This window comes from Pedobacter sp. 01N310, from assembly GCF_056399805.1.
In genome coordinates this window covers 621323-636002 of record NZ_JBFTSB010000001.1, presented here as the reverse complement: position 1 = coordinate 636002, position 14680 = coordinate 621323, and the positions used below count along the sequence as shown (strand labels likewise).

16 protein-coding genes are annotated in these 14680 nt (G+C 36.4%); 7 read left to right on the top strand and 9 right to left on the bottom strand.

The genetic code is table 11. The features are described from left to right. Positions 1–321: 321 nt before the first annotated feature. Positions 322–1107, top strand: a complete 786-nt coding sequence (locus AC1DNH_RS02275; protein ID WP_477582387.1) for a murein L,D-transpeptidase catalytic domain family protein — start codon at positions 322–324, stop codon at positions 1105–1107. Here the strand turns inward: AC1DNH_RS02275 and AC1DNH_RS02270 are convergent. Then, on the bottom strand, positions 1104–1547 hold the full coding sequence (locus tag AC1DNH_RS02270; protein ID WP_051691878.1) for a hypothetical protein: 444 nt from the start codon (positions 1545–1547) through the stop codon (positions 1104–1106). The genes AC1DNH_RS02275 and AC1DNH_RS02270 overlap by 4 nt on opposite strands. A gap of 203 nt (positions 1548–1750) precedes the next feature. Here AC1DNH_RS02270 and topB point away from each other — a divergent pair, with 203 nt between their 5' ends. Then, the gene (topB, locus tag AC1DNH_RS02265) at positions 1751–3604 is read left to right on the top strand and encodes a DNA topoisomerase III (RefSeq protein ID WP_477582388.1); all 1854 of its coding nucleotides are present in this window, start codon (positions 1751–1753) and stop codon (positions 3602–3604) included. 54 nt (positions 3605–3658) lie between these two features. Here topB and AC1DNH_RS02260 read toward each other — a convergent pair whose 3' ends face one another. From AC1DNH_RS02260 to AC1DNH_RS02245, 4 genes are all read right to left on the bottom strand, one after another. After that, a complete protein-coding gene (locus tag AC1DNH_RS02260; RefSeq protein ID WP_477607596.1) occupies positions 3659–5572 on the bottom strand; it encodes an AAA domain-containing protein in 1914 nt (637 codons plus the stop codon). Positions 5573–5754: 182 nt separating this feature from the next. Then, positions 5755–6138, bottom strand: coding sequence for a DUF3037 domain-containing protein (locus tag AC1DNH_RS02255; protein WP_477582393.1), 384 nt, complete (start codon positions 6136–6138; stop codon positions 5755–5757). Further along, positions 6116–6907, bottom strand: a complete 792-nt coding sequence (locus AC1DNH_RS02250) for a HipA family kinase (RefSeq protein ID WP_477582394.1) — start codon at positions 6905–6907, stop codon at positions 6116–6118. The genes AC1DNH_RS02255 and AC1DNH_RS02250 overlap by 23 nt, the downstream gene beginning before the upstream one ends. Before the next feature lie 605 nt (positions 6908–7512). Further along, positions 7513–7701 carry a hypothetical protein gene (locus AC1DNH_RS02245; RefSeq protein ID WP_057934571.1) on the bottom strand — a complete coding sequence of 63 codons (189 nt, stop codon included), beginning with the start codon at positions 7699–7701 and terminating at the stop codon, positions 7513–7515. 113 nt (positions 7702–7814) lie between these two features. On the opposite strand from AC1DNH_RS02245, the gene AC1DNH_RS02240 reads away from it, so the two are divergent. Together AC1DNH_RS02240 and AC1DNH_RS02235 are read left to right on the top strand one after the other, a co-directional pair. Further along, on the top strand, positions 7815–8195 hold the full coding sequence (locus tag AC1DNH_RS02240; protein ID WP_477582395.1) for a hypothetical protein: 381 nt from the start codon (positions 7815–7817) through the stop codon (positions 8193–8195). Positions 8196–8240: 45 nt separating this feature from the next. Continuing rightward, positions 8241–8444: a KTSC domain-containing protein gene (locus AC1DNH_RS02235; protein ID WP_477582397.1), complete on the top strand. Its 204-nt coding sequence runs from the start codon at positions 8241–8243 to the stop codon at positions 8442–8444. 294 nt (positions 8445–8738) lie between these two features. Here AC1DNH_RS02235 and idi read toward each other — a convergent pair whose 3' ends face one another. The 4 genes from idi to AC1DNH_RS02215 form a co-directional block, all read right to left on the bottom strand. After that, a complete protein-coding gene (gene idi / locus AC1DNH_RS02230) occupies positions 8739–9281 on the bottom strand; it encodes an isopentenyl-diphosphate Delta-isomerase (RefSeq protein ID WP_477582399.1) in 543 nt (180 codons plus the stop codon). After that, the gene (locus AC1DNH_RS02225) at positions 9282–10118 is read right to left on the bottom strand and encodes a phytoene/squalene synthase family protein (protein ID WP_477607598.1); all 837 of its coding nucleotides are present in this window, start codon (positions 10116–10118) and stop codon (positions 9282–9284) included. Next, the gene (locus AC1DNH_RS02220) at positions 10102–11004 is read right to left on the bottom strand and encodes a MerR family transcriptional regulator (RefSeq protein ID WP_477585272.1); all 903 of its coding nucleotides are present in this window, start codon (positions 11002–11004) and stop codon (positions 10102–10104) included. The genes AC1DNH_RS02225 and AC1DNH_RS02220 overlap by 17 nt, the downstream gene beginning before the upstream one ends. Before the next feature lie 177 nt (positions 11005–11181). Beyond that, complete coding sequence (locus AC1DNH_RS02215) at positions 11182–11457, bottom strand: hypothetical protein (RefSeq protein ID WP_215127552.1); 276 nt, start codon at positions 11455–11457, stop codon at positions 11182–11184. A gap of 288 nt (positions 11458–11745) precedes the next feature. Here AC1DNH_RS02215 and AC1DNH_RS02210 point away from each other — a divergent pair, with 288 nt between their 5' ends. The 3 genes from AC1DNH_RS02210 to AC1DNH_RS02200 all read left to right on the top strand — a co-directional run bounded on the left by AC1DNH_RS02210 (position 11746) and on the right by AC1DNH_RS02200 (position 14583). Continuing rightward, complete coding sequence (locus AC1DNH_RS02210) at positions 11746–12486, top strand: LytR/AlgR family response regulator transcription factor (protein ID WP_477585273.1); 741 nt, start codon at positions 11746–11748, stop codon at positions 12484–12486. A gap of 266 nt (positions 12487–12752) precedes the next feature. Beyond that, positions 12753–13661, top strand: coding sequence for a sensor histidine kinase (locus AC1DNH_RS02205; RefSeq protein WP_477607600.1), 909 nt, complete (start codon positions 12753–12755; stop codon positions 13659–13661). 163 nt (positions 13662–13824) lie between these two features. After that, positions 13825–14583 (top strand): LytR/AlgR family response regulator transcription factor, encoded by a 759-nt coding sequence (locus AC1DNH_RS02200; RefSeq protein WP_477583237.1) that lies wholly within the window; start codon positions 13825–13827, stop codon positions 14581–14583. The last annotated feature ends 97 nt before the right edge of the window (positions 14584–14680 follow it).

Here is a 14680-nt window from a genome sequence, read left to right as displayed (position 1 = left end):
AAAATAGGAAAATAGATTTAAAGAAAAATTAGTAAGTTTTCCCCCGCAGATTAAAGCGATTAACACAGATTATAATTTAATTAGAGAGGATCATTTCCGTTAGGCATGACAAGCTACTCAAATCTGTGTCCTTCTGCGATTCTGCGGGAAACAACAGATATGATATAGCTTGCCGCCTCACATTCCTAAAAGCTATATTATTCCGCTTTAAGTCACGAAAATGTAAAACCAAATGTATTTGAAACGCTACAGAATTGATTTGGGCAACATTTGAGCAAAACAACCGTATAAATAGCTCAATATCAAACTAAACCATACTGAATGAAGAAATACATCCTGGACATTGCTACGATTTTTTTGATGGGTATGAGCATTGTCGGAACAAGTTGGAAAGCAGCGGAGCTTCCCCATACACAACAAGAAGTAGTTAAGTACGTAGCTACAGATAGCTTATACAATCAATATATCTCAAATATTTACCATCAGGTTCATTTAGATTCTGCCGGATTAAGTGAACAGGTTTTTGAAAAAGCCCTAACCGGTTTTTATAACTTAAAATATTCTGGTCTTTTAAATAGCAAATCTATTTTAACCATTGCCGATTTTGATCAGGAAAGTTCTAAAAAACGCCTGTATATTATCGATCTTGCGAGCAAAAAACTGGTATTAAATACTTGGGTAGCTCATGGGCAAAACAGTGGTGGCGATAAACCAGCCTACTTTTCCAACAATATCAATTCGAACCAGAGTAGCTTAGGTTTTTATTTAACCGGTGAAGTCTACTACGGAAAACATGGCCGTTCGCTTAAATTGGATGGTATGGACCAAGGTTTTAACAGCAATGCAAGAGAAAGGTCCATTGTGGTTCATGGCGCCAGTTATGTAAGTCAAAAAAGCATCGATCAATTAGGCAGACTGGGCAGAAGTCAGGGTTGTCCTGCTGTCCCGGCTAAGTTGGCCGATCAGGTGATCAATACCATCTCTGACCGAACGGTACTGTTCATCAATAATTCAGAACAACAATACAATTCATCATTTTTAAATGAAACACTGGCAGCAAGTGTTGTATTAAATCAGGAACAGATTTTAGCAGCCCAAATGGATTAATGTTGTTTAATATTTTTGGCGTTCAGGTTTTTAGGTAAAATCCAGATAAAAAACGATTTGCTACTGGCTAGTAAATCCCAAACCCAACGGTTACTGTCTACCCCCTTTTCGCCGCAGTCTACAACTTCTGCCCGTTTGAGCAGTTTTTTAACCAAAGCTTGAATCCATTTTATTTGCACCATGCGATTGAAGGATAGTCCCAGATAATCGCAATACACATGTACCAGGATTTCTACAATAAGCGAAGCGTTAGAAATCGCTAGTGCTTTACCGAAATGCTGTTCATAATCGGCTTTAATTGTATTTATCAAAAGCTCAAACCTTGCATCTGCTTTTCCATCAAGATAAGTCCAAAGTTGAGCATTACTATACACGCGGATTAATTGTGGTTCGAGCCCTACTTTAATTTTATTACCTGCCAGTTCATAAATTTTATCCATTCATTAAAAATCAATTGTAGCTGTTAGATAGTGATATTACCGAATTGTTAATCAATCCGATATATAAATTTCTGACACAAATGATGGACAAAGTTATCTGATAATTGTTTGCCCAAACGAATGTTAAGTAGCATTGTGAGTAATTTTTTTAATCGGTTGCCAATATTTTAATCATCTTTGGGGTTGAAAAGATAAGCCCATTCATGAAGATTGTAATTGCAGAAAAGCCCTCTGTTGGTCGTGAACTTGCTAAAGTTTTCGGAGCAACCACCAGAAAAGATGGATACATTGAAGGTAAAGGATATTCTTTTACCTGGGCATTCGGGCATTTATTACAATTGGCTCCCCCTCAAGATTATGGCTTTATTGGCTGGAGGAAGCAACATTTACCCATGCTTCCGCAAAAGTTTAAACTTGCCATTAGAAAGATTAAAACAAAAGATGGTTTTGTAGAAGATCCGGCAGTGCGAAAACAATTAGACACCATAAAAAAACTTTTTGATGAGGCGAGTGAAATTATTGTGGCTACGGATGCGGGGCGTGAGGGTGAATTAATTTTCAGGTACATTTATTATTACCTCAAATGCAAAAAACCTTTCAAACGCCTTTGGATCTCTTCGCAAACAGATGAAGCTATAAAAGATGGATTCAGAAATTTAAAACCCGGAACCGATTACGATACCTTGTTTAATTCGGCCCATTGCCGCTCAGAGTCAGACTGGCTGGTGGGAATGAATGCCACACAGGCGCTAAGTATTTCGGCAGGTAACAGAACAGTTCTTTCATTAGGGCGGGTACAAACGCCTACCCTGGCCATGATCTGTGCTCGTTTTTTGGAGATTAAAAATTTCGTTCCTCAAACCTATTATCAAATCAGTATTTTACTTTCTAAAGATGAACAGGTTTTTAAGGCTATATCAACCTCGAATTATAAAGAAAAGGAAGAAGTAGAAAAGTTATTTGCGCTTGTAGAGGATGTGGCTTCTGGTTTTCCAACCGGCGGAAACATTACAGCTGTAGAAGCAAAGCCAAGAAAAGAACCACCTCCCTTATTGCACGACTTAAGTAGTTTACAGCAAGAAGCCAATAAGAAAAAGGGATATACTGCTGATCAAACACTTAATATTTTGCAAAACCTGTACGAGAGCAAATTGGTTTCTTACCCCCGTACCGGATCGCGCTACATTGGTGATGATGTTTTTGCCGGAGTTCCAGATTTGATTGCAAAATTTACCGATCATGCTGATTTTGGAAAGCAAGCACAGTTTTTGCAAACCATCACTTTAAATAAGCGAAGTGTTAACGCTAAAAAAGTAACCGATCACCATGCTGTTTTACCAACCGGCGAACAAGCTTATGGGCTAAGCTCAGATAAACAAGCTGTATACGATATGGTTGTTGGTCGGATGATTGAGGCTTTTCATCAGGAATGTATTAAGGAGTTAACCAAAATAACCATTCAATCAGGAGTTACGTTTGTGGCCAATGGAACGGTAATCCGCTCTGCAGGCTGGCGGGCTGTTTTTAACGACCCTGAAGATGATAAAAAAGATGAAGACAATGTAGCTTTACCAAAGGTTGCTGTTGGAGAACTATTGCCTATAACAGAAAAATCTCTTTTAGAAAAGCAGACTAAACCAAAGCCAATGTATAACGAGGCTTCGCTATTAAAAGCGCTCGAAACCTGTGGTAAAGAGATTGAAGACGAAGAACTGCGTTATGCCATGAAAGATAGTGGCTTAGGTACGCCGGCAACTCGTGCATCCATTATCGAAACGTTAATCACCAGAGAATATATTACAAGGGAAAAGCGAAATCTTGTACCTACCAATAAAGGTTTGGCTGTTTATGAAGTAGTGAAGGACAAGCAGATTGCACAGGCTGAACTTACCGGACAGTGGGAAAAAAGATTGGAAGAAATACGTTCAGGCTCATCCGTAAAAGATTTTAAATCAGAAATTACAGAATATACCAAAACCATTACGCAAGAACTGTTAATTGCAGGGGCCAGTATATCGGGCAAACTCGCAGAAGAAAAGAAACTGGAAAAGGTTTAGCATCAACTTGCGTCATATCATGTGAAGCAATTGTAAAAAGCAACAATTTTACGGTTACAGCTCCATAAATTCCCAGGCGCTGTGGTATGCGTTCAATTGCTCAGCATACTGGATAAATTCAGCATAAAAATTAGATTTCGATAAAGTAGAACTATCGCCAATAACAACCAGCTTTTTCTTTGCCCTTGTCATGGCAACATTCATTCTCCTGGTATCTGACAAAAACCCAATGCTTCCATCACCATTACTCCTGGTGAGGCTAATATAAACCACATCACGTTCCTGCCCCTGAAAGCTATCAATGGTGTTAACTGCAATGTTATTGCGATATGGATTTAAAATTTCATTTTCCTGAACCAACGCATTTAAAATCTGAACCTGCTGTTTATAAGGGGAGACAATGGCAACAGACGGAAAACTATCAGTTAAGGTTTTATCTGTCAAACTAGCAACCAAATTCGTTAAATGTTTGACCAAAAATGCAGCTTCATCAGGATTGGTTGTACTTGTTCCATCTAATTTTTCGTCAAAACTACAACCTGCAGTATCGATAAATTGAATCGGTTGATCGCCGGTAAACAATAAATGATCGGCAACAGAGTGATGCGCTATTAACTCATTTTTATAAAACACCCGAGATGAATAACCCATAATATTTTTGTTCATTCTGTATTGCTCTTTTAACAACACAACCGACTCTGGATGAAGATTTACTGCTTTTTCGAGTAAAGTATTACTTAAACCATTTCTGGCTGCTTCATTTGATTTTATAGTTGGAGAAAGCTGAAAATGATCACCAGCTAATATTACTTTCTGTGCTTTTAAAATCGGTATCCAACAAGCAGGTTCCAAAGCCTGGCCAGCCTCATCAATTACAATGGTATTATACTTTAAATTCCGAACAGTATAATGGTTGGCTCCCACCAGGGTGGCGGTAATAATCTGTGCTTTAGTAAACAGATTATCCATAATATACTGCTCCGTTTTTTCTACTTCCTTTCCAATTTTATGCGCTTCATCAAACAAGGCCTTACGTTGCTCCCGTTCTGCTTTGCCGAAGCTCCGCTTGTATTTATGAGCCATGTTTTTATACTCACTGGCTTGTTTTTTTAAAGCCTTAATCGTTTTCATCTCCGGATGATCGGCCATTTGATGATCAAGAGTAGCCGCAAGCAATCTTTCTGAAACCCTTGCCGGATTCCCCACACGGATTACTTTTAACCCTTCAGCCGCTAATTTTTCAGTAAGTAAATCAACAGCAGTATTACTTGGTGCTACCACCAGGATTTTTTGATCGCTGTGTTTAACCAACGATTTTATAGCGTGCACAAGTGTTGTCGTTTTTCCAGTGCCTGGTGGACCATGAACCACAGCCAAATGATCGGCTGCAATAATTTTATTCACCGCTAATTGCTGCGAGTCGTTTAGCGTATTTGGAATGATAAATTTCTCTTCGCCCCGAAATGAAGGTTTTTCTCCTTTCGTTAAAATACGGATCAGTTTATTTTCTGATTCATTTTCTGCCAAATGTGTAGCCTGTTTAAGGGCACTCTGCATTTCGTCGTAACTGTTATTATCAAAAAGTAAATCTACACCAAGTTTGCCATCTCTGGTCCAGTCTGGTAATTCATCAACACGGAAGCTGATTTTCATCCTGCTGCCACTTTGGTGATTTATAATCCCCTCTATCCGATCTTCCTTGGCATCGTGATTAGAAAATAATACCACCGCCGAACCAAAACGGAACTGATGCGAAAAATCCTGATGGGTAGTCCTTTCCAACTCTACAGTTAAATAATCGCCACGGCCTATTTCGGTGTTCCTGATTGCAATAGGATACCAGGTTAAACCCAAGGCTCTCCTATCGGCAGCCGAAGTATTTTCAGTAAGTTTTAAATACGATTGTAAATCTTCGTTGCGCTCAGTATTGAGCAGATCTTGGAGTTTTTTGAAATATTCTTTTGGCAAGGATAAACTGGTTAATTGTGAAAATTGGTTAACTGGTTAATTGTTAAATTGTTTGATTGCTAACTAAAAACTGCCAATTGTAAACTGATTAATTGCTTAATTGTTAGATTGATGTATTCTTCAAGAGCCGAAAATATTTGTTCTTAAAGGTAAATCAAACGCTTAGCGCCATGCACATAGCGCTATAAAACAAGCTCGTTATGCAGTCTTAATAGAGTTTCTTCGGCATCATCGCAAAAACCAGGGTGTACTTTTGAGCACTGCACTACCGTACTTCTGGTTGCCGTGAGCCACCTAAAACGGGAAGCCTGGTCGTATTGACCAATGGGACCTGATCCTTTTGCGGCTGTACTTATTCTTTCAAAAGCACATAAGTTCTCTTTTAGCTCTTCTAAATCTATCTTCGCAGAAAAAGCCTTTACTCTTGTCTCATCCAGGAAAAAAACACTTTTTAAAAACTTTTGCTTGGCACAAAACAAAATAATGCCCACATTAATAAATTCTTCACGTTCTACCCTGGGCATTACGCGAATCACAGCGTACTCAAATAAGAATTTCCCTTGCATGCTGTGCTTCCTTTAAAAATATAGTTGAATGAGTTAACCTGGTAGTAAGGAAATGCGTATAGGCATTACGGTGTGCTGCTTTACTTTCAAAGTTCGTTTCGCCTTCCAACCAGTCGTCAGGGATTAAATTAATAACAGATTTGATCTTTTCAGGGCTAAGTAGTTTGCTGAATTCATCATTTACACTTTCCAGTTCAGTTGCCCATGGTAACAATACGTGGTCTTTTACCAAAAAGAAGGGTTTAATAGCCTGTTCTTCCCAGTTTTGCCAAGAATGATGAAAATATAATGCAGCACCATGGTCGATTAGCCAAAGCTCCTTATGCCACAGCAACATATTGGTATTTCTGCACGTCCGGTCCATGTTGGTTAAAAAACAATCTAGCCATACAATCTGCGAGGCAAGTTTAGCATCAACAGTAGTTACAGTCGGATCGAATGTTATTGCGCCAGATAAATAGTGTAATGCCAAATTTAAGCCCACGCTGGCTTTTAGCAGATCTTGGATTTCTTCGTCGGGTTCTGTTCTCCCAAAAGCTTCATCTAAATTGGCAAAAACCAATTCAGGTACACGCAAACCTAAATAGCGGGCTATTTCGCCACCAATTAGTTCGGCAATTAAAGCCCGGGTACCCTGTCCTGCCCCTCTAAATTTAAGTACATATAAAAAGTTATCATCAGCTTCCGCAATGGCAGGCATAGAGCCACCCTCGCGCAAAGGCGTAACGTATCTGGTTACATTTACCGTTCTAAGTTGTAAATCGTTCATATCTGCAGATAGAATGGCCTTTTATTTTATTTAGGGCACAATTCTAAACTTGCTGCAAATTTAGCAGAATTCCAACAATAAATTGGTCAAAGTTTAGTCGTAAAGATTCTGATGGGAGGGATGCTGATCAATCGTTAAAAATAAACAGTTATTTTTTTGAAGCGCAAAGCCAGTAGCCATTAGGGAGGGTTCAGTCCTGCTGTCCATTCCAATCCTTTTGGTTAAAACCCGATATTAAACAATGCAAGGGGCGTCCAAAAGGGATTTCCATTGCCATCAGGGCTATATGGCTTTGACCATTATTTAGTCCGAGGTCCAAAGTCAGCGTTCTTGAGTCAATTGTCAAGAGTAAATTGCCTATCGCAAGGAAAACTGGCATAAAAGCAAAAACAGGAGTAAGCTAAACCCGACCATAGTGAAATGCCACGATTCTTCATCGGGGCAGAAACGGGGGCGGGACTACATTAAACGAAGAACCACTCCAACTGCTTTCCAAATTATAGAGATGATCAATTTATTTTGACGCTCTCCTTTGCACAAATGAGGTCTTAAAGTTTTACCTTCCAAACAGAACTCAATCAGATTGCTGAATTCTTTAACCCCAACTAATCATGCCCCAAATAAGCATTTCCGGCAGGCGTCATAGCAGACGACCATTGTACCGATTCGCGGTTAATTTTAATCAGGCCCATACTTTCTAATTCTTCATACTCTTCTTCCATCCCACCTAAAACCGAAGAACTAACCTGTTGATTGATTACCTCTAAAAGAGATATAATTTCTGATCTTTCCATAACAATAAGTGATTAGATATATCTTAACTAACATAAATATACTCAAAATGTTTATCGCTTAACTAAACATTTTCAAGGCTTTAAGGTTGTACTTATACCTGAATTTGATCATCATGGAAGCACACATCTATTATCTCTTTATTATGGCCTTACCCGTAGCTTGCATCGCATGGACAGTTACCAAAGAAGAAATATTTAAAGAACCACGTGAATTTTGTGTAGACCGTTCGAAGAATTGTAGTAAGTTATTTAAACGAAAGTTTTTCTATGTTTTTACCTGCGAATATTGCTTCAGTCATTATGTAACCGCTATTCTGCTTTTTATTACCAGATTCACTTTACTTTATCCCGATTGGCGTGGTTACGTTATTTCTTTCTTTTCGATAGTATGGGTGGCAAATGTTTATATGAGTTTGTACAATATCATCAGAATTGACCTTAAAAAAGAAAAAATTAAGGCAGCGAAAGAAGAATCGGCACTCAAAAACGATTAAAACCATTTTTAATAGCAGCTGTTTTTTAAGGTATAAATTAATATTATGCCATCATCAGTAATCAAATATTTTAGTTATGATGCAGCTACAGAAACATTGAAAATCATCTTTGTAACCGATATGATTTATCAATATAAAAAGGTCCCCGAAAAAATTTATAAGATGTTAAAGGCTTCCGGATCGAAAGGAAGATATTTTAACCGTCACATTAAGGATAAATTTAAATTCCAAAAATTAGAGGATGAATAATATCACAGAAGCGCTTCTCGATCGAGAAAAAAGAAGTTAGCAAAACAGATTGATAAACCTAAAACTGTAACAAATATCATAAAATGATATGTCTAAGAAAAAAAATATTTTTTAGCACTTATCTCTGTCCAAACTTATAAATACCTATATATTAATACCTTAATTTACAGATCAACATAAATCCAAACTGCGAACTATAATCTTAAAGTAAAAGAAATGTTAAACTTTTAGGAATTTTCTAAACTAGTCCTATATTTGTCCCCGAGAGCGTTAATTTAGATACGGGTATATGGCTTAGGCTGTATGCCCGTTTTTTGTTTTAGCCGTTGATGCGTGCGTTACAACTTTATCCAAGCAGATTCTTAACCACGGCGTATAAGCACTCGGATTAATCGCAATATCCTGTGCCAAGGTCTCCAAATCCATATACTTAAAGCCTTCTACTTCATCATGATTTATAACTGGTAATTCATCACTCATGCCAAAAAAAACATGATCAACTTCGTGTTCCGTTAATCCATCTTCAAATATTGCCTTGTAGGTAAATTTAAACAGATAGTTCAATTCACAGTCCATCCCCATTTCTTCCATCAATCTCCTTTTTGCTGCATGGATATTACTTTCTCCAATCCGAGGATGACTGCAACAGGTATTCGTCCATAAACCTGCAGAATGATATTTGCTCATTGCTCTCTGCTGCAGTAATAGTTCCCGTTTAGAATTAAAAATAAAAACAGAAAAGGCACGGTGCAATACACCTTTTTCGTGTGCTTCCATTTTATCCATCTGTCCTTTCGGTACATCCTCCTCATCAACCAGAATAACTTGTTCTTCCATTTAAATTACATTTAACTTATTGCGGATAATAGAACCAAACATCAAACCAACTTTACGCGTGTTCGAGATTCTTATCCTTTCAGTCATAATTTTTTCAGCACTTAAGCGCTTTATCTTAGCAAATAATTTTTTATAATAGATATAAGACAAATATACACCATTTCTGGATGCTGTGGGCAACTGCTTAATACCAGTTAAGGCCATTGCAAATTCGGCTTCAATTTCTTTTTCGATTTCTTTTTTTTGATGATCGCAGAATAGGGCTAAATTAACATTGGGAAAATAATTCCGGCTAAGTGTTTGATGATCAGCCTTCACATCCCTCAAAAAATTAACCTTCTGAAATGCAGAGCCCAATTTCATGGCGTAAGGCTTCAATTGTTCGTAATCCGCAATACTGCCATTGGTAAAAACCTTTAAACACATCAAACCTACCACTTCTGCGGAGCCTAAAATATATTCGTTGTAAAGTTCTGGTGTATATTCTTGCGTAGAAAGATCCATCTCCATACTCCTCAGAAAAAGAACAATCAGCTCCAGATCTATCTGGTATTGATTTACAACCCTTTGGAATGAATTTAAAATGGGGTTTAAACTAATGCCCAGGTTAATGGCTTCGAAAGTATCCTCCTTAAATTTTTCCAGTAAAAAATTCTTGTCATAGTGATGGAAACTATCTACAATTTCATCTGCTAAACGTACAAAGCCATAAATGGAGTGTATGGGTTGACGCAGTTCTTTACCAAGAAAATAAATACCATAAGAAAAGCTGGTACTATACAACTTAGTGGTAAGCCGGCTACAATTGGCAGATAGTTGATCAAAAATTTCTTTCATGTAAAAAAGGGTATTGTATTGTTTTTTCAAATTCATCGAGCGTTTTAAACCAGTTGATGTGGCCGATATTGTTTAGTTTACCAATAACATCACTATTTCCCGCAAGATGGATCTTAGCGGATGAGCATATTTCAGACAATTGATCTATGTATTTTTGTGCGGCAGGTTCTAATCTTGACTTTATCATAAAAAGCAAAACATGACCTACATTTAATGTGGAAAATATCCACTTAATTGAATCCAATGGAACTTTGCTGCCTAAGAAAATAACTTGATGATGATGCATCCTCAGCATATAACTGGCAAAAAGCAGCCCAATATCATGATCCTCGTCTTCCGGTAAAAAAAGAAGCCAACTTTCGCCAGCATGCCTTGTTAAAGGAAGATTATTGATATGTGTAAATATTTTTTGACGGATAATGTTTGATAAAAAATGCTCGTGTGCAGGGCAAATATCGTCTTTTCGCCACATTAAGCCCAAACGGACCAATAATGGATACATTATTTTCCGGTAGCAATCAGAAAGTCCCAACTGATCAATGCTTTGATCAATTAAATGATTAAATGAGTGCTCATCAAAAGCCAAACCATGCCTAATGAGTTGCGAAACATAATCTGTCTGCTCATCATCAGTAGGATATGAGAACTGTTGGTCGAGAAGTTTATCAATCGCTTCATCAGAAAGGCTGCAGATTTTAGAAATTTTTAAACCGCTTTTATTTAAGCTTACGATGTTTAATAGTCTTCGAAGCTGCTTATCATCATATAAACGCGTATTGCCTTGAGATCGCATCGGACTCAGTGCATTGTACCGCTGCTCCCAGATCCTGATGGTATGAGAATGGATGCCCGAAAGCTGTTCAAGATCTGAAATAGAATAAGTCATTATTTTGTTTAAATATATTCAATAAAATTTAAACAAAAAGAAGAAAAAAAAAGTTTTTACTAAAATGCCCTAAATATATCGTCTGATATTGCAACGCATCGCAATAATTAAGTTCGCATGAAATACCTGCTAAACACAGTAAATTTTAACTACTGATTAAAGGCATAAAGTAAGCGGTTAAAATACTTTTTCGGTAAGCAGTACACCTCTTTCACCATTTCCTGTTTCAATAGTATGTACATTTTTATAAGAATGGCTAAAGAAATCGTAGCCATGTTCCCTTTGTTTAATAGCAACCGTACTTAGCGGATAGCTTAAGTTAGTTTGCATGCACTGTAAACTACCGTTAGCCAGTAGCAGAAAATCACAGTCGTAACCTTGCTCCTGTAGTTCAATAACCTTTTTGGTAATAGACACGTTTAATCTATTGGCGGTGCGGGTTCTATTTTTCATGGGATATTGTTTTAGGTGATTAGGGATGATTATTTTGGTTATTAAATATATCTATTAATAACTACGATTCAAAATACAATATATTGTTATACAAGTAATTAAATAAATTTGTTTTATTCTTTTTGTAAAAACCTTCATCATCGGTTTTCGCTGATCATGTTTCTTGCATAAAAAAACATATACATATCATATTTACTACAAAAACCAACTAAACATCGTTGCAGGCCTAAAATAATTTCTTTATTTAAAAAGCAACCTATAATTTCGTTTAACCTTAAAACACGCCTAATGAAATTAACATGTATCGTAATTGATGACGACATTCACGCCGTCAACGGTATAAAATCATATATCAATCATCTTGCAAACGTTCATTTAATAAACTCGTATACAGATCCGTTACAGGCATTAAACGAAATTACAGCAGGAGATAACGTTGACATTGTTTTTATAGATGTTGATATGCCTATGATCTCGGGCTTAGAATTATCAAAAGCAATAAGGCATAAAACAGACAAATTAATATTTACCACCTCCCACTCTAAATATGCTTACGAGGCTTTTGAAATGTATGCTAGTGCTTATTTATTAAAACCATACACTTTTGCCCGTTTTGCTGAAACCATAAATAGATTATTCCCTTATAGCCCGAGTGTACCAAACCTAACAGTTAAGCAAGATGATGATTATTTTTTTGTTAGGAATAAAAGCGAAAAAAATAACTTAATTAAAGTAAGGTACACCGACATTGTAGCCGTAGAAAGTCTTCAAAACTATGTACGCATTTTTACCATAAACGAAACGATTGTATCATACATTGCGTTATCAGAGATAAAAATCATTTTAAAAGACTATCAGAATTTTGCCCAGGTACATCGCTCATTTATCATAGCCAAGAATTATATTGAAAAGGTAGAGGGCAATACCTTAAAAATGATCAATAATCTAACTATTAATGTAGGAAATAGTTACCGTGAAAGCATACAGGACTATATTAAGGAGAAAACAATTAAAACAAACCGATCTTAAACTAATTTTTTAGTATTTTAGTTATCAAAAGAAGCAAATTACCAAAGTTTCTTTGTTAACCCTATGTACCCGCTCCCAAATTAACTTGCTAAATGAACTTAATAAGTAGGAAAAATAAATTTCACAAAATTCTAAGCTGGATATCAGATAAAAAACTCCACATTATATGTTGGACCATATTTATATTTTACGAGGCCGTTATCATTGGTATTTTTATAGGGAAATTTCAACTAATCAGTAATTACATTACTTTTTATAGTTTCAACGTGGCAACCTTTTATTTTCATGCCCACGTTGTATTGCCGTCTGCATTAAAAACGCTAGGTGGCCGATGGTGGAGATTGCCATTATTTATCTTACTGGAGCTGGTTGCGTACCTTATATTAATTGTAATTTTAGATTATATCCTTCTCAACTACACATCCTATAATGGTCCGTTTAAGATTGAATTTACAGCATCGTTTTTTGCTCATCCAATTTATCGTGCTATCTATTTTATGAGTTTCTCTACCAGTTATTACTTTCTACTTAATTTCCTGGAAGAGCGAAAAAAAATCGAAGATTTAGAAAAGCAACGTTTAAATAACATCATTCAAATCGCAAAATCAGAGAATGCTTTTCTAAAAGCCCAGATACAGCCCCATTTGTTATTTAATACCCTGGATTTTATTTACCAAAATGCCAAAGATTCTTCTCCGGTTGCAGCAGAGGCCATTCATTCTCTTGCAGAGATGATGCGCTATTCGGTTGATAGCAATCAGGATAAAGAATTTATTTTGCTTGATGAGGAGATTAACCAGGTAGAAAACCTCATCAACCTGCATCAGCTTCGTAAAGATCACCATTTACAGCTCCGTTTCTGGTACGATGATGAAATACGTAACACTAAAATCATTCCTCTAGTATTAATCACTTTAGTAGAAAACATGTTTAAGCATGGCGAGCTGCTTACACCATCACATCCTGCCGAAGTGAGTTTGAGAATTGAAAATGGTCAACTTATCATAGAAACTTCAAACTTAGTAAAAGCAATTAAAGACAACTCAGGCTTAAGTTCCGGATTGGAAAACATAAAGAAGCGTTTAGCTTACAGTTATGGTAAAAATGCTGAATTCAGCTACTTTACTGATTCAGACCAGTTTTTCAAAGTAATGCTGGTTATTAAAATCAAATAAGAAAGCGTGCTTTAATAACTTTAGTTTAAAATTTCAAATTACACAATAACCTCAAAAGAAAAGCTGATTTTCCTTGCTGAATACATAAAAATCCGTTTCGAATATGTTTTTTTTTCATTTTAATGGTTGAAATTGTAATTTGCATCAACTAAACCTATAAAAAATGTCAATAAGTTGTATCGCTATTGATGACGACCCTCATTCCCTAGAGAGCTTAATAGCATATATGGAGAAACTGCCTGATTTAAAGCTTATCCAAACTTTTACTGAACCACTCCAAGCCCTGGCAGAAATATCGGTATCTAATCCTGTCGATATTATTTTTATGGATGTCGAAATGCCTTCACTTTCCGGAATCGAACTGGCAACCTTATTAAGACAAAAAACAAAACACCTGGTTTTCACTACGGCGCACCCACGGTATGCCATTGATGCTTTTAAAGTTGATGCGGATGCTTATTTGCTTAAGCCCTACTCTATTTTACATTTTACGAAAACAATAAACAACCTCTATCCAACTGGAAAAAAAGAACAACATCCTTTTTCCATTTTCGCCGATCATTTCTTTTACATCCCTTTACAAGGAGAAAATGCTGATTTGGTAAGAATAGATCTGAATGAATTGATTGCAATAGAAGAAATGGGGGAAGATATTCAATTTAAAACTACAAAAAATGCTTTTCTAAGTTCAAAATCTAATTTTACCAAGACTTTGAAAATGTTAAAGAAGCATTCGGCATTTATCCAGATTAACCCTACTGTTGTTATTGCAAAACAGCATATTAAAAGTGTACTCGGTAATAAAATACTGCTTTCTGGCGAAACATCGTTTACTGTTTCGGGCACATATATAGAACTTTTCGCAAATTTTATCAAGAACAATTTACTTCAGGAAAAGCCCCGTCCCGGCACCATAATATAGTCTTTAATAGTTCGAACATCAGCATCGGATCAATTTTTAAGGCATAATCAAAACATTACGTCTAAAACTTTGTATTAGGATAATCTATTTTATTATT

Excerpts from the sequence above, each read along its gene's own strand:
- idi (WP_477582399.1), bottom strand. The coding sequence starts at position 9,281 with ATGGAAGAACAAGTTATTCTGGTTGATGAGGAGGATGTACCGAAAGGA.
- AC1DNH_RS02220 (WP_477585272.1), bottom strand. The coding sequence starts at position 11,004 with ATGACTTATTCTATTTCAGATCTTGAACAGCTTTCGGGCATCCATTCT.
- topB (WP_477582388.1), top strand. The coding sequence starts at position 1,751 with ATGAAGATTGTAATTGCAGAAAAGCCCTCTGTTGGTCGTGAACTTGCT.
- AC1DNH_RS02210 (WP_477585273.1), top strand. The coding sequence starts at position 11,746 with ATGAAATTAACATGTATCGTAATTGATGACGACATTCACGCCGTCAAC.
- AC1DNH_RS02240 (WP_477582395.1), top strand. The coding sequence starts at position 7,815 with ATGGAAGCACACATCTATTATCTCTTTATTATGGCCTTACCCGTAGCT.
- AC1DNH_RS02215 (WP_215127552.1), bottom strand. The coding sequence starts at position 11,457 with ATGAAAAATAGAACCCGCACCGCCAATAGATTAAACGTGTCTATTACC.
- AC1DNH_RS02270 (WP_051691878.1), bottom strand. The coding sequence starts at position 1,547 with ATGGATAAAATTTATGAACTGGCAGGTAATAAAATTAAAGTAGGGCTC.
- AC1DNH_RS02275 (WP_477582387.1), top strand. The coding sequence starts at position 322 with ATGAAGAAATACATCCTGGACATTGCTACGATTTTTTTGATGGGTATG.
- AC1DNH_RS02235 (WP_477582397.1), top strand. The coding sequence starts at position 8,241 with ATGCCATCATCAGTAATCAAATATTTTAGTTATGATGCAGCTACAGAA.
- AC1DNH_RS02250 (WP_477582394.1), bottom strand. The coding sequence starts at position 6,907 with ATGAACGATTTACAACTTAGAACGGTAAATGTAACCAGATACGTTACG.
- AC1DNH_RS02255 (WP_477582393.1), bottom strand. The coding sequence starts at position 6,138 with ATGCAAGGGAAATTCTTATTTGAGTACGCTGTGATTCGCGTAATGCCC.
- AC1DNH_RS02225 (WP_477607598.1), bottom strand. The coding sequence starts at position 10,118 with ATGAAAGAAATTTTTGATCAACTATCTGCCAATTGTAGCCGGCTTACC.
- AC1DNH_RS02245 (WP_057934571.1), bottom strand. The coding sequence starts at position 7,701 with ATGGAAAGATCAGAAATTATATCTCTTTTAGAGGTAATCAATCAACAG.
- AC1DNH_RS02200 (WP_477583237.1), top strand. The coding sequence starts at position 13,825 with ATGTCAATAAGTTGTATCGCTATTGATGACGACCCTCATTCCCTAGAG.